Below are 18,066 nucleotides of genomic sequence, written 5' to 3' on the forward strand. Positions count from 1 at the left end.
GAAGTACGCGATCGTGGTGAGCGAAGACCTTTCTTGGCTGTTGAGCGGCCTTGTGCAGCGCGTCCCGAATACGCGGAGCGGACTGCTGTTGTCCTCGGACGGTCTGGTGATGGCCTCGGATGGACTGGACAAAGACGCAGCCGATCATCTGGCGGCCCTCGCCAGCGGGCTCTACTCGCTGGCCCGCAGTGCCGGCAAGCGATTTGACGACGGCGGTGAGGTACAGCAGATCGTGACCCAACTCAGCGGCTCGATGCTCTTTGTCTCCGCGGCCGGGCAGGGTGCCCTGTTGGCGGTGCTCGCCGGGCGCGAAGCGGATGTGTCGGTGCTGGGCTACGAGATGACCATGTTGGTCAAGAGCGTCCGCCGCCATCTGGGGGCCGCTCCTCGTCAGCCGGTGGGGCAGTGAGAGATGCCGGACGACCCGGACGATCCGGATGGGCGGTTGCTCGACGATGCCGTCGGGCGGCTGGTCCGGCCGTACACCTTCAGCGACGGACGGACCACACCCGCATGCGACTTCGACCTGATGACCATGGTGGTCGCCACCGGGAACGAGCTTCGGAGAAACGTCGGGCTCGATCACGCACATGTGCTCGAACTGTGCCGGACGCCGGTCACGGTGGCTGAGATCGCGGGGCACACACGCATGCCCGCAACGGTGATCAAGGTGCTGCTGTCCGACCTGCTGGAGCGTGGCGCGGTCGTCACACGCCCCTTCGACTTCGGAAAACCGGGGCCAGTTCCTGTTCCCGATCTAGATCTATTGGAGGCGTTGCGCGATGGTCTCCTCAAACGACTCTGAGGCACCCGGCGCCGGCTCCCTTCCGATGGGGATCAAGATTCTGGTCGCCGGAGGTTTCGGGGTGGGCAAGACCACCTTTGTCGGAGCTGTCAGCGAGATCGATCCGCTGAGCACGGAAGAGATCCTGACCGAGGTCAGTGCTGCTACGGACAGGCTGGACGGGGTGGAGAACAAGGTCACCACCACGGTCGCGATGGACTTCGGCCGACTCACCATCAGCCCCCACCACGTGCTCTATCTGTTCGGCACGCCCGGCCAGGAGCGGTTTTGGTTCATGTGGGACGAGCTGTCAGCCGGTGCACTCGGTGCGGTGGTGCTCGCCGACACCCGTCGGCTGGACCACAGTTTCGCGGCGGTCGACTTCTTCGAATCGCGTGGCATCAGATTTCTCGTCGCGGTCAACGAGTTCGACGGTGCGCACTACTACCAGCCGGAAGAGGTGCGGGCGGCGCTGGACCTCAAGCCCGAGGTGCCGGTGGTCCTTTGTGATGCTCGCCTGTCCAGCTCGGGTATGCAGGTTCTACTTTCTCTCGTGCAGCATCTGATCACTTCAAGGAGTTTCCATGTCAGAGATGGTGTACAAGTCTCCCTTCGGGGGGGAGATAGCGATCGCCGTGCGTCATCTTCTTCTCCCCCCGGAGGACCCTGAGGCACAGGCCCGGGCACGCCGGCTTCGGGAACTCGGGATCGAGGACAAGCCGGTTCCGGAGTTGGATGCGTTCGCGCGTGAACTGGCGCAGCGCACCGGGGCGTGCTACGCGGGGGTCAACTTCCTCGTCGATGAGAACCGCCAGTACTTCGCGGGCTTGTACAGCGCGGCCTCCGACACAACCGTGAATCTGGAGTCCCCCCTGCTCGAGGACCCCGTACCCGGCAGGGTGATGCCTCGTGACTTCGACATCGGGTTCTGCCCGCATGTGGTCAGGCGGCGCAAGGCTCTGGTGCTGGACGATGTCCGCGACTTCCCCCGTTTCGCGGGGAATCACGTGGTCGATGCCATCGGAATCCACTCCTACCTGGGAGCGCCGCTGATCGACAGCACGGGCATGGTGCTGGGCACGATCTGCGCGGTGGACCAGGATCCGCATCCCTGGGGCAGCAACGGGCTGGAGACCATCAAGACGATGGCGGCTGAACTGATGGAGCGCATCGAGGGGTCGGAGCGCGGCCGCTCTGGAGGCCGGTGACCTTCGGACCGCCGTGAAGCTGACCGAGACCGGACTCACCTGACACAAGCGCAACACACACGCGCACTAGTGTGCGCGCATGAGCCTTTATGTCGTATTAGGATCCGGGCCTGCCGGGGCGGCCACTGCTGGGCTGCTGGTCGAACAGGGCCATTCGGTACGGGTCGTCACCAAGTCGGGCCGAAGCCCGGAGCCCGGCATCGAGCACGTCGCGTTGGACGCGACGGACAGCAAGCGACTGATCGAGGCCGCGCAGGGCGCGGCCGCGATCTACAACTGTGCCGCTCCGCCCTACCATCGCTGGGCGAGTGAATGGCCGCCGCTGGCCTCGTCGGTCTGCGCGGCGGCCGAGGCGACCGGGGCCGTCCTGGTCATGCTGGGCAACCTCTACGGCTACGGTCCCGTGGACGGTGCCATGACCGAGGAGCTGCCGCTCGCGGCGACCGGCCCCAAGGGGCGGGTGCGCGTCGCCGTTTGGGAGCAGGCGCGGAAACTGCATGAGCAGGGTCGTATCAAGGCGGTCGAGGTGCGGGCCTCGGACTTCTTCGGGCCCGGCGTGACCGACGGCGGGCACCTGGCCGCGCGGGTCATGCCACGACTGCTGCGCGGCAAGCCGGTCTCCACGCTCGGGGATCCGGACGCCCCGCACAGCTGGAGCTATCTCCCCGATGTGGCCAGGGCCCTGGTCGAGGTCGCGGGCGAGGAACGGGCCTGGGGACGGGCCTGGCACGTCCCCACGGAGCCCGCGCTGTCCACCCGGGAGATGGTCGACCGCCTTGCCGCTCAGTCGGGAACGGGGCCGGTCGCGGTGCGCAGGCTGTCGCCGGCCGTGCTGGGTGTCGTATCGGTTTTCTCCCCGCTGCTCCGCGAACTGAAAGAGATCCGTTATCAGTTCGACCGGCCGTTTGCAGTCGATTCGAGCGCTTACGAAGCCGAGTTCACGGTACGAGCCACCCCCGTCGATGAGCAGGTCAAGGCGACGGTGGACTGGTGGCGTGAGCGACTGGCGGCCACAGGGTGACATCTGTGACGGCGAAGGATTCCATAGTGGGTTCAGCGGGAGCGCGGCGTGATGACGTCGCGATCGTGGGGATGGCCTGCCGGTTTCCGGGGGCGCGGAATCTTGGCCTGGAGCATGACCAGGGTGGCGTCGAGGGTTAGTGGACGTGAACGCGTCGGGAAGGCGTCGGGAACGCCGAGAGTGACAGCCGTTCCACCGGGCGTTGCCGCCGTACGGCCCGTGCTGGCGAAGCGGTCGCGGGGCACCCAGACTGGGATGGGGCGTGGTGGTCGTGAGAACCCGGTCGGCGCCCCGCACGGAGAGGTCCGCTGGTGTCTGTGCATCGGATCGGCCTGGTGGTCCACCAGGCCCGCTCGGAGGCCGTGAGCGCCGCTCGAACGGTCCGCTCGTGGTGTCACGCGCGGGACGTCCGCTGCACCGACATCGACGTGTGGCGGGAAGGCCGGCCCCGGCACAGCAGCCTGCGGGAGGCGGAGGCCGCCGGGCGCCCGGACCTGGTCGTCACGCTCGGCGGCGACGGGACGTTCCTGCGCGGTGCGCGCATTGCCGCCCACTGCGCCGCGGCCGTACTCGGGGTGGACCTGGGGCGGGTGGGATTCCTGACCGAGGCGGCGAGCGACGAGGTCGAGCGGGCCCTGGACGCCGTCGACCAGGACCGGGTGCTGATCGAGGACCGGATGACGCTCACCCTGCGCGCCTCGCGCCCGCTGGAGATCCCGCCGGGCATGGAGGCCCTGCTGCGCTACGGGCGCGGGCCCGAGCTGCCCCCGCCGCCCGTGCGGGAGAGTGGGCCGGAGGACGTCGGCTGGGGAGTGGCCATGGACGTCACGGCCGTCAACGACGTCGTCTTCGAGAAGCTGGCCAGGGACCGGCAGGCAAGCGTGGCGGTGTATCTGGCCGGGCGGCTGTTCGCGGCCTACTCGGCGGACGCGGTGGTCGTGGCGACGCCTACGGGCTCGACCGCGTACAGCTTCGCGGCGGGCGGGCCGGTCGTCTCGCCGCACATGGACGCGGTCCTCTTCACACCGGTCGCCCCGCACATGGCGTTCAACCGCACCCTGGTCGCGGCGCCGGACGAGCCGGTCGCGGTGCAGGTGCTGCAGCGCTCGGGGCAGGTCGCGGTGAGCATCGACGGGCAGCTGCGGGGCGTACTGGATCCGGGCGACTGGGTGGGCGTGTACCGCGCGCAGCGCCGGCTGCGGCTCGTACGGCTCGGGCCCACGGACTTCTACGGGCGGCTGCGCGACCGGTTCCGGCTGGCCGATGCCCCGGCGGCGGTCGCCGACGGGCAGCCCCCGCCGCTGTACCGGCCGGCCAGTCCGGTGCCGGAGGACCTGCGACACCTGCGTCTGCCGCCGCCTCCGCCGGACCAGTGACCGCCTCTTCCGGCGTCCGCCGGTCCGTCGGCGCCTCAGAGGCCGAAGCGGGGGCGCTGGGCCTCCGGGACCAGGTCGGCGTAGTCGGGGTGCTTGCCGATCCAGCCCCGTACGAAGGGGCAGTGGGGCAGTACGGCGAGGCCCTGCTCGCGGGCGCTGTCGAGTGCCGCCCGGACGAGCTTCCCGCCGAGGCCGCGCCCCTCGAAGCGTGAGTCGATCTCGGTGTGGGTGAACTCGACCTCGTCGCCGGAGCGGTGGTATTCGGAGAATCCCGCGAGTTCTCCGTCGGCGTGGACCTCGAACCGGGACTCCTCGGCGTTGTTCAGCACTTGGGGCTCCATGCGGTCCTCCTAGTCACTGCCTCGACGCTGCCTCATTGCCGCCTCGTAGCGCCGTGTAAGCGCCGTGTACCCGCCACGTCGATCACAGGCGGGGCGCCGGCGGACGATGGGCCAGTTGCGTCAGCCCCGGGCCCGTATGCTCCGGCGCCGCGGGCGCAGTCGGCCCCGGCCGCCGTCCCGGTTGTCGCGCCTGGGCCGGAGTTCGGGCTGCGCGGTCGGCTTGGGCAGTGGCTGTCCGGGCTCGTGCCCGGGACCTTCGCGGCCGGGATCTTCGTGGGCGGGATCTTCGCGGCCGGGCAGCCGACCGTGGTAGAGGAAGAGGGCGATGCGCCCAGCATGCTGGGCGTTGAGCCGCTGGATCACATGTGCCGCCCCAGCGATCAGGGCCAGGAGGGCTGCGATGGTCAGGGCGGTGGCCATGACGGTCACATTCCCACGATCCGGCGGCCGGGCTGGGCCGGAACGGGCGCGGACGTCGAGAAGGCGCCGCCCTCGTCCTCCCAAGCCTCTCCGGGGTCCTGCGCCGGGCCATCCGCTGAGATGTCGTGGCGGGCTTCCTCCACCACCATGAGCGTGCTTGCGGTGAGCGGCGGCCCGGCGTCGTCGGTCGCGGCGGCCATCAGCCGGGCGGCTGCGGGTGCACTGGTGTGCGGCGGGATCACCAGCAGGTCCCAGCGGCCGGTGGTGTGGGACAGAAGCAGGAGCTTGTGCGGGTCCAGCTCTGCAGTGAACCAGCCGACCTTCACCACGTGTCCGTTGACGGGCACCTTGGGAGGTATGACCGGCCAGTGTTGAGGGTTGACGGCGATGCGGGTGACCCTTCCCCGCAGAGGGTCCAGCACGTCGGTCAGAGCGGGAAGTTCGCGTAGCAGGTCGCGGGAGCGGGGCCACCAGGCGCCGTCCAGGAGTCCACGGGAGGCGCCCGCGGCTTTCAGTGCGAGGCGGGCGGGCACAGCTGCGTCGGTCTCTTGCCGTGGCAGGGGGCGGTCGGTGGTCGCGGACATGGCGCGGACCCGTCTCCGAGCCCGTGGACACGGGCCCGGGTGTCATCACTCATCGAGAACGACGCCGGCATGAAAGCCGGTATGCGACATGCACTCGATAGGCCAAGGCTACTCCGCGGTGGGGCTGAACGGACCGCGCCGAGGTGCCGGATTCTCTGTGCCCCTTCGGGCTGTCATTCTGTGAGGGCGGGACGTTCCCGGTTTCGGCACGCAGCTGACACGGCGGTGGTGGGGGAGGGCGTATGGCAGAGGTGTTCCTCAGGAGGCTGACCCGCTGGCAGGCCGAGACGCAGCGGGAGGCCATGGCCGATGTGTACGTCGAGGCGTACAAGGGAGTTCTGGGCGAGGAGTTCCGCGACCGCCAGGACTTCCTGCTGCGGTTCGCCGACCACGTCCAGCACCCCGGCTTCGAGATGGTGATCGCCTCCACGCCGGAACTCGCGGGCTGTGCCTACGGGTTCAGAGCCGACCGCTCGGGCACCTGGTGGCAGGGCTTCTTGGGCGCTTTCCCCTCGGCGATCGAAGAACTCACCGCCTCGGGACAGGTCTTCGTCCTGGCCGAGGTGATGGTCCTCCCCGCCTACCGGCGACGTCACATCGCCACGCGCCTGAAGGACCACCTCCTGGCCCGCTGCGACGCAGCCCTGGCCGTCGCGCTCATCGACCCGGGCAACGGCCCGGCCCGGAACACTTGCCAGGCATGGGCCTGGACGAAACTCGGACAGCTCCAATCCATCTCCGGAGCATCACCCCTGGACGTTTGGGGCCGGCACGCCCCCCGCTGATCACCCTCGTCGGCGTCGCCGTCAACAAAGGCCACGACGCCGAGCGTGGACGCCTGTTGCGCTGTCGTTGATCCAGTCGGCGATGTGGGTGCAGGCCGGGGCGGTTATGACGCTGGTCGAGGCGGTCGCGACGCACGAAACACTCTCCGAGCAACCGGCGTAACCGAATTGGTTTCCCACTCGAGGACACCGAGCGATGGAGGCCGTCGCGGCATTCGGCTGTTCGCCCCCGGCGGAGCCGCCGTCGCGGCATTCGGCTGTTGGTACGCACCGGTGACCCTGGCTCGGATCTCCCCTGCGCCGGGTGTGCGGAGACTGCCCCTCCCCCGACGGTCCCGGAGGGGGGTGTGCAGGGCTCACGTCGCGCGCCCCTTTTTTCAGGCCCGAATAGGGCTACGCTTGGGGCAGACGTCCTGGACCCCGGCGGCACACTGTCAGTTGATACGGATTCACCTGAGGCGAACCAGCTATCGGCCGCCCGGTGCTTCCCCGATGGCCACCGGCTCGCTTTCGAGGCCTGTCATGTGGCCGCCCTGAGACGCCATCCACGCTGTGCGGGAGCCAATAGCCGTGCCGGGGTGCGGGAGACCGTTCCTCGGTGTTCCCTCTGCCTTCCTCTGCCTCACGGAGATGCACACAGGTTGCTGCCCCCTCACGACCTGGTGCGACTGCCCCCTGCCTGGCGACGTCCTCGGGTTCCGGCTCTCACCCGCCCTGATCCCGCATAACCCCGCTGGCGCGGCGGGGTCACCTCAAGATGGAGGCACCATGCCCATCCCTCAGTTGCTGAGCGCACTTCGACACGACACCGAAGGCCGGGCCCTGATCACCCTTGCCGGTGAGATCGACATGGGCTCGGAACCCCGTCTGCGCGAGGCCCTGGACCGGTGCCTGCGCGACGGAATTCGCGTCATCGACGTCGACCTGACCGCAGTGTCCTTCTGCGACTGCAGCGGACTCAACGCCTTTCTCCGTGCAGCGCAGCGCACTGCCGCACTCGGCGGGTCCCTGCGGCTGCACCACCCGAGGCCGATGCTGGTCAGGCTCTTCGTCTTCACCCACACCGACAGCCACCTGCTCGTACTCCCCGTCGACGGTGAATACACCTGTGCCGCGGTCGACCTCGCCCCGGCCCGCCCGAAGGTGGAGGGGCGGCGCGCACCCGTTCCGCTCGCGGAGACCGACGGTGCCCGATGACCGACCGGCCCGGTCCCCGCCCGTCCCCGAAGTCGCCGGGCCGTGGACAGCGGAGAACGGGAGCGGTTCGCCTGCGCCGACTGTGCCCCTGGCAGGCCGACCGCCGGCGCGAAGACCTGGCGGATCGGTCCATCCCCTGGAACGCCGAAACCCCGCTCGGCCGAACGCCCTGGCTCACGACACCCACAGTCAGCGATCGGAGTAGACGGGGGTGTTCCGCCACCCCAACCCCGCCCGGGACAACCGACGTCCCGCGAGGTGGGCCCTGCAGGGCAGGCACCCTGGTCCGGACAGACACCCGGCACTAGGCTGGCCATTCAACGTCCCGGACCCCGACGTGGCCACAGTCCGGCATCCCGCCGGACGGAACCGCATCTGGGGAGCGACGATGAACGCAACCATCAGCGCGACAACCTCCCGCCTTCGAACGCCACGCGTCCGAGGGGCCGTCACGGTCCTGGTGCGAGACCCGAAGCGGCTGTGGTGACATGCCGACCGAGCCGTATTCCGCCGCTTGGGCCCGGGACTCTCGGGCCGAAAGGCTCCTTGCCCATCAGCGCTCGATCATCGCCTGGTGCGACCGCCACCTTGCGGTCATCCACGCCCTGTCCACCCTCATGACGGACGCCCCGAACATGAGCGGTGCGGCCCTGGCCGAGTTGCTCACCGAACCGGACGACCAGCTCGCACCGCGCAGAACACGCCCGCGGCACACGCACCTCGACGCCGTTGCCACCGGGGGCCGGTGCCCGGATGATGCTTCCCCCCTCGACCGCGTCGAGCCGGCCCTCACCCTCATCGGTGACCGCACCTGTGCCACGGCCTCCGAGGCCCTGGGACTGCCCGAGTACGCCGTCGCCGCACGGCTGCGCTCGGGATTGTGGCTGCTCTTCGCGCCCTGCCATCGCGAGGTGACGAACGCACCGCCGGGAAACCGTCCGGCCGGAGCTGCGGCCCATGCGTCGCCCTCGCCCTGACAACAGCCGGCGTGCAGGCTGCCGTCAGGGCTGGGGGCGAAGATCCAGTTCGGCGAGGGTTTCGGAGCCGTCGATGAAGGCGTGGGCAAGGTCGGACAGGCGGCGATTGTGCGAGCGTGCGTAGCTCCGCAGAGCTGTGAAGGCGTGCTCCATGTCGACCCCGAAGCGTTCGGCGAGCTTGCCCTTGGCCTGCTCGATCACCACTCGGCTGTTCAGCGCGGTCTGCAGCTGCTCGTTGAGCACGCCACTGCGATGGGCGGAGCGTTGCTGCAACAGGCTGATGGTGGCGACATCGGCCAAGGCCTGGGCAATGGGAGTGGTACCGGGATCGAAGGGACCGGGGGTGGCCCGGAACAGGTTGAGTGCTCCGACGACCTCGTCGCGCAGACGCATCGGCAGGGCCTGGACCGCGGCGAACCCGCTCGCCCGGGATTCCACCACAAACCGGGGCCACCGATCGACCTCGGCCTCCACGTCCGGAACCGTCACCGCTGACCCGCGACGGAAGCACTCCAGGCACGGCCCCTGGGCGTTCTGGAGCTGGAACAGCTCCAGCAGGCGCACCTGTTCGTCGGAGGCCGCCATCACCCGGAGTTCGCCGTCCCGGTCCGCGAGCAGCAGACCTGCTGCAGACACGTCGAGCATTCCCACGCATCGGTCGGTGAGCAACCGGAGGAAGTCGATCAGGTCGAAGTCCGTAACAAGGTTGTCGGCCAGCTCGACGAACGTCCTGGCCAGGAGCTGCTCATCCATCCTGCTCACCCTCTGATGACGGTACTGCCGCCCCGGGGAGCCCGGAAGGCAGGAAGTGTTCCTCGGCCACCGGGAGATCAGGCATCGTCGCTCGCCGGGTCGGGGTCGGGACTGAGGCGGAGTCTGCGGGACACCACGGCACGGGCCACCTCGGCCAGCCGACGATCGTAGGCGTAGGCGTAGGCACGCAGACGGATGAATGCCTCATCGATGCCGACGCCAAGCTGTTCCGTAAGCATGCCCGTGGCTTGGTCGATCTCGGCCCTGTATCCGCCCATGCCCTCGAACTGCCCGTCCAATGCCGTACCATCGGCCGGATCGGTCCGCGCGCAGGCCTGTGTGTCGAGCAGCACCCGGGTCGCCGTGTCGGCGAACACCAACGCCTCGGCCAGCGCATCGGCGTTCAACCCACCCGGCCGCCCGCGGTACAGGTCGAGTACCCCGGGACGGATCGCCCCGATCTGCAAGGGGAGCGCGAAGACCGCACCCGCCCCTTCCTTTGAGGCCGCAGCGGCGAAGGCGGGCCAGCGGCGCTGAATCTCCATGGCCCGCAGATCGGACGTCAGGACCGGCCCTCCGAAGGTGAAGGCGTCCACGCATGGCCCCTCCCCCAAGGTGAACTGGAGTTCCTCCAGTCGCTCAGTGGCCTCGTCGGTGGCACAGAGAACGTGCCCGACGGGGATCCCCGACAGGGCGGACAACCCTGCCCCGTTCACCGGCAATGCCGCCACCGCCGCGGCACACACAGCCGCCACGTCCACCCGGGTGCCCTGTCGCGCCGCCTCATCGGCCACCAGCCCCAGGATCCTGGCCGTCCGGCTAGACATGTGTATGCCCGGACCGTATCGGGGGCGCCGGCTCGCCACTTGGCGCGGCCTCGGCAGCGTGCCAGGACGTCGCCACGGGGCGAGCGCACGGACTTGACCTCAGCGGGCACGCATACTCGAAGCACCAGGCCATGGAGATCTCCACCCCACCATTGACACCGGCCGCGACGGAATCCGGGGAGAGCGGGCAACCGCACCCGGTGGAAATCCCGAAACGCGCATAGCAGCCAAGAGACTTGAGTATGTGCCCTTGCGTCACTGTCTTGCTACCAGCGGCCGGGTAAGCCCCGGTTGAGACGTGACCATCTCCAGGCCTCATCTCATCATCGCCGTTTCAGTGCTCCCAGACGCCGCCCGCGCTCCGGATCGGCCGAGGAGACAACGAGCCCCAGCGGCACCAGCGTGAGGAACCCAGGCGGCGCGAAGCCCAGAGAACGCGACCACAGCTCGAGATCACTGAACCGCCGCCATCCCCGTCCGACTGGTGAGTGGGCGATCACGCGGCGTAGCCGTCCGCAACAGAGAGGAACGGCCTGCAGACGGGAAGGCTTCCTCGGCATGCCTGTCGCCTACCACGGTCGATACCGGCACCGCGCGAGGGCGCGACGCGGAGGTTCCTGGATAGCCTGGAAGGCAAAGAGCTACATCGGCCTCGGCGGGCTGCGCCTACCCCTGGCACGGCTCGCGCCGACCGGGCGAACGGCTCAGGAGGACACGCCATGATCCAGGCAGCCAATATCCGTGAGTGGCGCAACCACAGCGTCGTCGACCCGAAGGGCCACAAGATCGGCGTGCTCGAAGCGATCTATGTGGACACCACCACCGACGAACCGGCCATGGCCACGGTCCGGACCGGACTCCCCACCCGTCACCAGCTGGCCTTCGTCCCCCTCGACGACGCGATCCTCGGACCGGACTACGTCAAGGTCTCCTACACCAAGGCGCTGGTGAAGAAGGCGCCCTCAGTCGGCATGGACGACATCCTCCCCGCCGAGGCAGAGGAAGCGATCTTCCAGCACTACGACATGGCCTACCGGACGGGGGCAGGCGGCGAGAGGCAACTCGCGCGCCGCTGACCGCCCAGCGCTCAGTCCCAAGGAGGTGTTCGCGTCATGGCTCTCTTCCTACTTCTCGTTCTGGTCGCCGTCGTGTTGGGAATCATCGGAGCGGTAGCAGAGGGGCTGTTCTACCTGCTGATCATCGGCATCGTGCTCTTCGTGGCCGACCTGGCCTTCCACGCCGTGCGCTGGTCCCGGCGCTCTGCTCGGCGCCCCATCCGATAACACCGGCATCCACGAATCTGCGCTCCGGTCGGGCCCTGGTGAGCGAGTGTGCCGGAGGGCGCCGTCGCAGCGGCGCCCTCCGGGGTGGTGGTTGGGCTACTTCCTGGTCGTGTAAGCCCGGTAGATCGTCTGGGGCTTGGCCCTGCGCGCGTCCAGGCCGACCACGGTGTCCTTGGTGAGGTGCAGCATCGGCTGGATCAGCCAGTCAGTGCCGGTGATCTGCCCGCCCGCCGTGGACAGAAGGGTGCTGTCCACCATGTAGCGGCCCTTGGGGAGCCGCAGGGTGACCGAGCCGTCCTGCTCGTGCGGGTAGGAGTAGAAGCCGGTGTCCAGACCGGCGAGCAGGGTGGAGTAGTTGCCCGTCGGCTTGCCGTCACGCCCGGCAGACCCGCGGGCCCGGCGCTGCCGTCCGGGGCGAAGGCGCTGGTGGAGAGGTTCAGCGTCACCGCCTTGTCGCCGTCGTTGCGGTAGGTGAGGGTCTTGCTGACCGGCTCGTCGTCGTGCGGCTACCGCTGCGTGCCGAAGTCGAACGTGCCCGGCTCGGTCACCGTGGTCTGCTTGACGGCCTGAGCCACGTCGAGCCGTCCCGTCCCCTGCTGGAACGGGGACAGCACCGGGTCGCCCTTGGCGGAGGCGGTCAGCGCCACCTTGATCTGCGTGCCGGACCACCCGGGGTGCTGCTGGGCGAGGATCGCCGCCGCGCCGGCGACGTGCGGCGTGGCCATGGAGGTGCCGGACAGGGACACATAGCCCTTCTCGACCGGGTCGCCGATCGCTCCGCTGGCCGCCTCGGCCGCGACGATGTCCACTCCGGGGGCGGTCAGGTCGGGCTTCAGCGCGCCCGAGGCCGTCGGGCCGCGGCTGGAGACGTCGGCGAGCCGGTCGGACTTGTCCACCGCGCCCACGGTGAGTGCCGCGTCCGCGCTGCCCGGTGAGGAGATGCTCTGCTGTCCGGGCCCGCTGTTGCCGGCCGCGATGACGAACAGTGTCCCGGACTTGGCCGACAGGGTGTTCACGGCCTCCTCCATCGGGTCGGTCTCGGGCGAGTCCCAGCCGCCGAGGCTGAGGTTGACCGAACAGCCCGGCGAAGGCTCCCCCGAGGGCGGCCGGGTTCAGATCGCCGGTGAAGAACAACGCCACGACCAGGATCGCGCCCAGGTCGTCGACGACCGCCAGAGTCAGCAGGCAGGCCCGCAGAGCGGTGGGCATGTGCGTACTCAGCACGGCCAGTACGGCCAGGGCGAAGGCGATGTCGGTGGTCATCGGCACCGCCCAGCCACTCGCACGCCCGTCGCCGGCCGAGACCGTGGCCAGGTAGATCGCAGCGGGCACCGCCATGCCGCATACCGCGGCGACCACCGGCAGGGCCGCCGCGGCCCTGGTGCGCAGCCCGCCGGTCACGAGTTCGCGCTTGAGCTCGATCCCCGCGACCAGGAAGAAGATGGTGAGCAGCCCATCGGCCGTCCAGTGCTCCACCGACAGGTCCAGCCCGAGCGCGGCGACCCCGAAGTAGGCGGTCCGGCGAGGCAGTCGAATGCGGAGCCAGGCCTCGCAGCCGCCGTCGCTGCGCCGCGCGCGAGCACGGATGGGGCGCGAGCGCCGCCGACTCGGCGTCCTGGGCCCCTCTTCCGCCCTCGGGCAGGGCGGGCTGCTTGAGACACCCGTAGCAGGGCCAGAGCAGGTTGTTGCGGCTGCAAGGGAGCGGGGGCGGCGCCCTGGCGGGCACCTGGATGCGCCGTCCGCGAGTGACTGCCTCGGCTAGGCGGTGCCCACCAGCGGGGACCGGCCACAGCCGCCGGCCGGCCGGCGGCTCCCCGTCCGGCTCGGTGCCGAGCACGTCGGCGCTGGTGGCAGCCACCTGGACTCCGTCGACGGCCGCATGGACGACCAGCCGGAGACCGGACGCGGTGCCCTGCCCCCTGAGCGGCCCGTCGAGTCCGGCCACGAGATGGAAGCCCAGGCAGGAGGGAGTCGACCTCGCCCCGTGGCGGCCAGTCTCGCCGCTCGGACAAGGGACAACCTGCAGCTGGCCGAAAGCCGAGCCATCGCTCCATCCGAGCCGGGTAGGGATGGGCGTGCGCGGCGTAGGTTTCGGTACTTCTTGTCGAAGTGAGGCAAACGTGACCCGGGTGCTCTTGGTGCACGACATATGGTTGATGCGATCGGCCCTGACCGCGCTGCTGGAACATGCGGACGACATCGAGGTGTCAGCCGCATCTTGGGAGAAGGCACCGAGCCAGGCTCGCTCGTTACGGCCTGACCTCTGCGTTGTGGACGCGGACTGTCCGGGGTCCTCGCGATTACCGGCCCACCCCACCGGGCAGAGATGCGATCTGCTCGTCCTGGCCACCTCGTGCAGGCCCGGAGTTCTGCGGCGGGCCGCCCAGGCCAAGGCTCTGGGCTTCGTGAACAAGGACGCGTCGCCGACCCTGTTGCTGAACGCGATCAGGCTTGTGGCAGCGGGGAAGCGGTACGTCGACGCCTCGCTCGCTGCGGACCTTGTCCAGGCGGCCGACATGTCACTGACTCCCCGTGAATTGAGTGTGCTGGCACTCGCTTCGGACGGCGCTTCCGTCCCCGAGACCGCCAGCACTCTGCAACTGAGCAAGGGGACTGTGCGGAACTACATGTCCGCAATCATCCGCAAGACCAACGCCCGTAACTGGACTGACGTCGTCCGTATTTCGTACGGGGCGGGTTGGGTGTAGACGGGGCGGGCCGTCTCAGATCTTCTCGGCGTGCCAGCGTCCCACCAGGTCACGGTAGAGCGACGAGTGGTCGAGCAGCTCCTGATGATTCCCACAGGTGGCGTTGAGGCCGTCGAGCACCAGGATCCGGTCGGCGCGCCGAGCCGAACTGATCCGGTGGGCAACCACGATCAGCGTCCCGGGCCGCAGGGCGAAGGCCCGTTCTGCCCGGGTCTCGGCCGCCGGATCGAGGTGGCAGGTGGCCTCGTCCAGGATGACGAGAGGCGCGGGGGAGAGATGCGCCCGGCCGAGCGCGATGAGCTGCCTTTCGCCCTGCGACAGGGCCGCGGGATCGACATGCGCGTCGAACCCGCCGAGCCTGCGCACCAGGGGGCCGAGGCCGACCGCTTCCGACGAGGCATCCACCGCCGACCGCGAAGCTCCGTCCGGGCACAGGTAGAGCAGGTTCTCGTACAGGCTGCCGGTGAAGACGTAGGCCTGCTGCGGGATGAGCACGCGCAGCCGGGAGGGGTCGTCCAGGGCGTGCGTGTGCGCCGGCCGGCCGTGAAGCCGTACCTCGCCCTTGTCCGGTTCGAGCAGGCCGGCCAGCAGACAGGTCAGCGTGGACTTGCCGATCCCGCTGGGCCCCACCACGGTGAGGTGCTCGCCGGGCTCGATCGTCAGGTTGAGTCCGCGCAGCACGGGTTGCGCCGCCGGACCGTAGGCGAACGTCACCGCACGCAGTTCGACCCGCGGTGCGTCGGGGCGTCCCCGTGCCTGCGCCGGCCGCTCGGGGGCGCCCGCGGGCACCGGGACGGTCGGGCGGGGGTCCGGCCCGGGGGACAGCCGGCCGAGGACCACGAGCAGCCTGGTGCCGGCCGCGCCAAGCGCGTTCATCAGGTTGTGCAGAGCGGGCAGGAGGGACTGGGTCAGATACGTCAGCGCGCCGAGCAGGGCGCCCGCCGTGACGCCCTGACGCAGCAGCCAGGGTGCGGCGACCAGGAGCAGGACCACCGGAAGGTGTCCGGCTATGCCGAGTGCCAGAGAGCGGGCGCTCGCCCACCGGGCGAGGGACCGTGCCGACTTGGCTTCCCGCTCGATCAGCGCGTGCGTTTGCGCCGAGATGGGTGCCCCTGCGCCGCACGCCACCACGTCGCGCAGACCCTGAGCCATCGAGCCGAACTGTGCCGACAGAGCCTCGTCGGCACAGAGGAAGTCGCGTTGTCGGGCGGCCATCGGCGCCAGCGTGGCCAGAAAGAGCAGCAGTCCCGTCAGCAACGGTGGCGCCACGACGACCAGCAGTGCGGGAGCGAGCGCCGCAAGCCCGAAAAGCGCCCCGACTGCGGTGAAGACGAAGGACCGGGCCACGAGCACCAGCCCCGCGAAGCTGTCCCGTGCAATCTCCGCCTGGTTGGTCAGCCGGGAGACTACCGCGCTGTCAGTGGCGTACGCCGGTTCGGCCAGCGCCTGGTCCAGCGACCGTGTCACCACCCGGCGTACCAGGCCGTCCCTCAGCGGTTCGACGAGGTCGGCGAGTCCTCGGAAGACGCCGCCTGTGGCCAGGCCACCTATGACGATGGCCAGCGCGGCCACCGCCAGCCACGCCAGGCCGGTGCCGGTGCGGCCGGCGAGAAAGCCCCGGTCGAGCGCCATCGCCACGGCGTAACCGCCGAGGAAGGTGTGGGCCGATTCGAGCAGGGACCAGCCACTGAGCTTCAGCAGCACGCGTTTGCGGCGTCCGAGGAAGCGCACGGCCTGCGGCAGGAGCCGTGAGCCGGTCATCTTCATCAACTCCCGCCCGTGTCCTGACCGGTGTCTGCGAACACGGCTCGGTAGTCGGGCTCTTCCCACAGGCGTTCGTGTGGGCCCACCCTGCGGATGCGGCCGTCCTCGACCCATGCGACCAGGTCGGCACGCGCCGCCGAGGAGGCGCGGTGGGCGATCAGCAGCCGGGTACCCGTCCGGACGTCGTGTACGAGGGCCCGGCCGACGTGGAGTTCGGTGATGCTGTCGAGGCTGGAGGTGGCGTCGTCGAGGATCAGCAACCGGCCGGCATGGGCGAAGGCCCGTGCCAGCCCGAGGCGTTGCAGTTCTCCGCCCGACAGAGGGGCGTCGGAGAGCGGCGCTGAGTACCCGCCGGGCAGGAGCCGGACGAAGGTGTCGGCCCCCGCCGCCCGCGCCGCGGCCCCGATCTCGCAGACGGTGGGCTCGTACGGCCCGAATCCGATGGCCGCGCCGACCGTTTCGCCGAACAGGACCGGCCGTTCGAAGGCGAACCCCACCTCCCGGCGCAGCTCCGACGGATCGGCCTCGGTCAGCGGTACGCCGTCCAGTAGCACCACCCCCGCGTCGGGGTCGGCCAGCCGTCCGGCGACGGCGGCGAGAGTGGACTTGCCCGCGCCGGAGCGCCCGACGACGGCCATCGTCGTGCCCCCGGGCACGACCAGATCGACCCCCCGCAGCACCGGAGCGCCGCCGCGGCTGAGGGTGACCGCCCGCAGCTCGACGCGCCCAGGACCGTCGGCGGGCAGCGGACGCGTCCCGTGGCGTACGGCGGGAAGGGCGAGCAGTTCGGCGATGCGGCGGGCCGCGGCGCCGCTGCGCAGAAGGGAGTTGAGCTGTCCGACCACCGCGCCCAGGCCGGCGGCGAGGGCGGCATAGCGGGCGGCTGCCAGCAAGTCGCCCACGGACAGGCTTCCACCGACCAGCCGCAGCCCGCCGACGGCGAGGACCACCGTGGTCAGCAGGGGCACCAGAATCCCGCTGCCGACCGATGCGCGTCCGTAGACCTGCCACATGCGCCGCCCCTGCGCGCCCAGTTCGGGAAGCGGCGCCAGCACGCGGGCGAGTTCGCGCTCGGCGGTCCCCGCGGCGGCGACGGTACGGGCGCCGCCGAGGGCCTCGAGGAGGCGGCCGGCGACGTCCGCCTGCACGCGCTGGTACTGGGAGATGCTGTCGGAGGACCCGCGGGCGAAGACCCTCAGCAACAGGGCCAGCAGGGGAATCCCCGCGAGGAAGACAACGGCCAGCCAGAGGTCGATGAGCGCCAGGGAGACCAGACCGCCGACCGGGACGAGGAGCGAAGCCAGGCCGATGGCCGCCGTGGTGGGCGCGGTGCCCGCCTCTGCGGCGTTGCCGGTCAGCCGGGTCACCAGGTCGCCCGGGGTGAAGCGGTCGGCGGCACGGTGCGGCGCGAGGGACAGGAGGTGGTCGGCTCCGCGGCGGCGCAGCCAGGCGGTACTGCGGGCGCTGGTCGCGCCGCCGACCAGCGCCTCCAGGGCGTCGAAGAGAACCTCGGCGGCGACCAGCACGGCGCACAGCACGACGGCTCGCTCCACCCCCGCGGCTTCTTCGAGCAGCAGGTCGAGCGTGTGCCCAAGCGTGGCAGGCAGGGCGACTGCCGCGGCGGCAGATGCCGCGCTGAACAGGAAGACGGCGAAGGTGCGGCCCGAACTGTGCCGTACCGCACCGGCCAGGATGCCTGAAGCACGGGCGAGGGGTATGAGTTCCGTGGTGGCGTTCCGTGGCGTTCCAGGGCGGGGGGTCGGGGCCATAGGGGTGCAGTCCTCGCCTCCGTTGGAGAGATGCGGGGCAGGCGCACCGCGGTCCCGGGCGAAGTCGTTCGCCCGGGACCGCGGCGCCGGTTCACCACAGGCCGAAGTCCTGTGGCAACCATGGGTCAGTTACAGGTGGTGACACTCAGGCTGCTGTCACCGCAGAGCAGCAGGCTTGCGCGGCTGCCGCCTGTCGCGAGCTCGCCGGTGGCCTCGGACTTGGGGGTTTCCATCGTCTGCAGGTCGAGAAGTGTCATGGTGGTGTTCCT

The 18,066-nt window shown here is 70.0% G+C and carries 22 protein-coding genes and 1 pseudogene; 12 read left to right on the forward strand and 11 right to left on the reverse strand.

All coding sequences use genetic code 11. From position 1 onward, the window contains the following. Positions 1 to 13: 13 nt before the first annotated feature. From ACTWP8_RS14200 to ACTWP8_RS14225, 6 genes are all read left to right on the forward strand, one after another. Positions 14 to 409: a roadblock/LC7 domain-containing protein gene (locus ACTWP8_RS14200; protein ID WP_443318609.1), complete on the forward strand. Its 396-nt coding sequence runs from the start codon at positions 14 to 16 to the stop codon at positions 407 to 409. A 3-nt stretch (positions 410 to 412) separates the two neighbouring features. Continuing rightward, a complete protein-coding gene (locus ACTWP8_RS14205; protein WP_443322500.1) occupies positions 413 to 805 on the forward strand; it encodes a DUF742 domain-containing protein in 393 nt (130 codons plus the stop codon). Then, positions 783 to 1,454, forward strand: a complete 672-nt coding sequence (locus ACTWP8_RS14210; RefSeq protein ID WP_443322501.1) for a GTP-binding protein — start codon at positions 783 to 785, stop codon at positions 1,452 to 1,454. Before ACTWP8_RS14205 ends, ACTWP8_RS14210 begins: the two co-directional genes overlap by 23 nt. Then, on the forward strand, positions 1,378 to 1,992 hold the full coding sequence (locus tag ACTWP8_RS14215; protein ID WP_443322582.1) for a GAF domain-containing protein: 615 nt from the start codon (positions 1,378 to 1,380) through the stop codon (positions 1,990 to 1,992). Before ACTWP8_RS14210 ends, ACTWP8_RS14215 begins: the two co-directional genes overlap by 77 nt. A gap of 79 nt (positions 1,993 to 2,071) precedes the next feature. Further along, positions 2,072 to 3,013, forward strand: coding sequence for an NAD-dependent epimerase/dehydratase family protein (locus tag ACTWP8_RS14220; RefSeq protein WP_443322502.1), 942 nt, complete (start codon positions 2,072 to 2,074; stop codon positions 3,011 to 3,013). Positions 3,014 to 3,324: 311 nt separating this feature from the next. Continuing rightward, the gene (locus ACTWP8_RS14225) at positions 3,325 to 4,389 is read left to right on the forward strand and encodes an NAD(+)/NADH kinase (protein ID WP_443322503.1); all 1,065 of its coding nucleotides are present in this window, start codon (positions 3,325 to 3,327) and stop codon (positions 4,387 to 4,389) included. 35 nt (positions 4,390 to 4,424) lie between these two features. Here the strand turns inward: ACTWP8_RS14225 and ACTWP8_RS14230 are convergent, their stop codons facing one another. The 3 genes from ACTWP8_RS14230 to ACTWP8_RS14240 form a co-directional block, all read right to left on the reverse strand. After that, complete coding sequence (locus ACTWP8_RS14230) at positions 4,425 to 4,730, reverse strand: GNAT family N-acetyltransferase (protein ID WP_443322504.1); 306 nt, start codon at positions 4,728 to 4,730, stop codon at positions 4,425 to 4,427. Between the two features lie 120 nt (positions 4,731 to 4,850). Continuing rightward, positions 4,851 to 5,150, reverse strand: a complete 300-nt coding sequence (locus ACTWP8_RS14235) for a hypothetical protein (RefSeq protein ID WP_443322505.1) — start codon at positions 5,148 to 5,150, stop codon at positions 4,851 to 4,853. 5 nt (positions 5,151 to 5,155) lie between these two features. After that, positions 5,156 to 5,734 carry a DUF5994 family protein gene (locus ACTWP8_RS14240; protein WP_443322506.1) on the reverse strand — a complete coding sequence of 193 codons (579 nt, stop codon included), beginning with the start codon at positions 5,732 to 5,734 and terminating at the stop codon, positions 5,156 to 5,158. Positions 5,735 to 5,976: 242 nt separating this feature from the next. Between ACTWP8_RS14240 and ACTWP8_RS14245 the strand changes: the two genes are divergently transcribed. The 3 genes from ACTWP8_RS14245 to ACTWP8_RS14255 all read left to right on the forward strand — a co-directional run bounded on the left by ACTWP8_RS14245 (position 5,977) and on the right by ACTWP8_RS14255 (position 8,693). Beyond that, entirely contained in the window at positions 5,977 to 6,519 is a 543-nt protein-coding gene (locus tag ACTWP8_RS14245; RefSeq protein ID WP_443322507.1) for a GNAT family N-acetyltransferase, read from the forward strand. 768 nt (positions 6,520 to 7,287) lie between these two features. Then, entirely contained in the window at positions 7,288 to 7,716 is a 429-nt protein-coding gene (locus tag ACTWP8_RS14250; protein WP_443322508.1) for an STAS domain-containing protein, read from the forward strand. Between the two features lie 488 nt (positions 7,717 to 8,204). Beyond that, entirely contained in the window at positions 8,205 to 8,693 is a 489-nt protein-coding gene (locus ACTWP8_RS14255) for a hypothetical protein (RefSeq protein WP_443322509.1), read from the forward strand. Positions 8,694 to 8,717: 24 nt separating this feature from the next. On the opposite strand, the gene ACTWP8_RS14260 is transcribed toward ACTWP8_RS14255, so the two are convergent. Together ACTWP8_RS14260 and ACTWP8_RS14265 are read right to left on the reverse strand one after the other, a co-directional pair. Beyond that, positions 8,718 to 9,446 carry a GAF and ANTAR domain-containing protein gene (locus tag ACTWP8_RS14260; protein WP_443322510.1) on the reverse strand — a complete coding sequence of 243 codons (729 nt, stop codon included), beginning with the start codon at positions 9,444 to 9,446 and terminating at the stop codon, positions 8,718 to 8,720. Between the two features lie 77 nt (positions 9,447 to 9,523). Then, positions 9,524 to 10,240 carry a GAF and ANTAR domain-containing protein gene (locus tag ACTWP8_RS14265; protein ID WP_443322511.1) on the reverse strand — a complete coding sequence of 239 codons (717 nt, stop codon included), beginning with the start codon at positions 10,238 to 10,240 and terminating at the stop codon, positions 9,524 to 9,526. Between the two features lie 752 nt (positions 10,241 to 10,992). On the opposite strand from ACTWP8_RS14265, the gene ACTWP8_RS14270 reads away from it, so the two are divergent. Further along, complete coding sequence (locus ACTWP8_RS14270; protein ID WP_443322512.1) at positions 10,993 to 11,349, forward strand: PRC-barrel domain-containing protein; 357 nt, start codon at positions 10,993 to 10,995, stop codon at positions 11,347 to 11,349. Between the two features lie 36 nt (positions 11,350 to 11,385). Next, entirely contained in the window at positions 11,386 to 11,556 is a 171-nt protein-coding gene (locus ACTWP8_RS14275) for a hypothetical protein (protein ID WP_443322513.1), read from the forward strand. Positions 11,557 to 11,652: 96 nt separating this feature from the next. On the opposite strand, the gene ACTWP8_RS14280 is transcribed toward ACTWP8_RS14275, so the two are convergent. The 3 genes and pseudogenes from ACTWP8_RS14280 to ACTWP8_RS14290 all read right to left on the reverse strand — a co-directional run. Further along, positions 11,653 to 11,814, reverse strand: coding sequence for a hypothetical protein (locus ACTWP8_RS14280; protein ID WP_443322514.1), 162 nt, complete (start codon positions 11,812 to 11,814; stop codon positions 11,653 to 11,655). A 248-nt stretch (positions 11,815 to 12,062) separates the two neighbouring features. Beyond that, positions 12,063 to 12,572: a S8 family serine peptidase gene (locus ACTWP8_RS14285; RefSeq protein ID WP_443322515.1), complete on the reverse strand. Its 510-nt coding sequence runs from the start codon at positions 12,570 to 12,572 to the stop codon at positions 12,063 to 12,065. Positions 12,573 to 12,633: 61 nt separating this feature from the next. After that, positions 12,634 to 13,092 (reverse strand): annotated as a pseudogene (locus tag ACTWP8_RS14290) (Na+/H+ antiporter NhaA); the annotation flags it as partial. Positions 13,093 to 13,961: 869 nt separating this feature from the next. On the opposite strand from ACTWP8_RS14290, the gene ACTWP8_RS14295 reads away from it, so the two are divergent. Then, positions 13,962 to 14,264, forward strand: coding sequence for a LuxR C-terminal-related transcriptional regulator (locus tag ACTWP8_RS14295; protein WP_443322516.1), 303 nt, complete (start codon positions 13,962 to 13,964; stop codon positions 14,262 to 14,264). A gap of 15 nt (positions 14,265 to 14,279) precedes the next feature. Here ACTWP8_RS14295 and ACTWP8_RS14300 read toward each other — a convergent pair whose 3' ends face one another. The 3 genes from ACTWP8_RS14300 to ACTWP8_RS14310 all read right to left on the reverse strand — a co-directional run bounded on the left by ACTWP8_RS14300 (position 14,280) and on the right by ACTWP8_RS14310 (position 18,054). Continuing rightward, entirely contained in the window at positions 14,280 to 16,025 is a 1,746-nt protein-coding gene (locus ACTWP8_RS14300; RefSeq protein ID WP_443322517.1) for an ATP-binding cassette domain-containing protein, read from the reverse strand. Positions 16,026 to 16,030: 5 nt separating this feature from the next. Continuing rightward, positions 16,031 to 17,797 (reverse strand): ABC transporter ATP-binding protein, encoded by a 1,767-nt coding sequence (locus ACTWP8_RS14305; protein ID WP_443322518.1) that lies wholly within the window; start codon positions 17,795 to 17,797, stop codon positions 16,031 to 16,033. A 125-nt stretch (positions 17,798 to 17,922) separates the two neighbouring features. Then, positions 17,923 to 18,054: a SapB/AmfS family lanthipeptide gene (locus tag ACTWP8_RS14310; RefSeq protein WP_443318312.1), complete on the reverse strand. Its 132-nt coding sequence runs from the start codon at positions 18,052 to 18,054 to the stop codon at positions 17,923 to 17,925. Between the last annotated feature and the right edge of the window lie 12 nt (positions 18,055 to 18,066).

Origin of the sequence: Streptomyces sp. 7N604 (assembly GCF_052245475.1) — a bacterium.
Classification (GTDB): domain Bacteria; phylum Actinomycetota; class Actinomycetes; order Streptomycetales; family Streptomycetaceae; genus Streptomyces.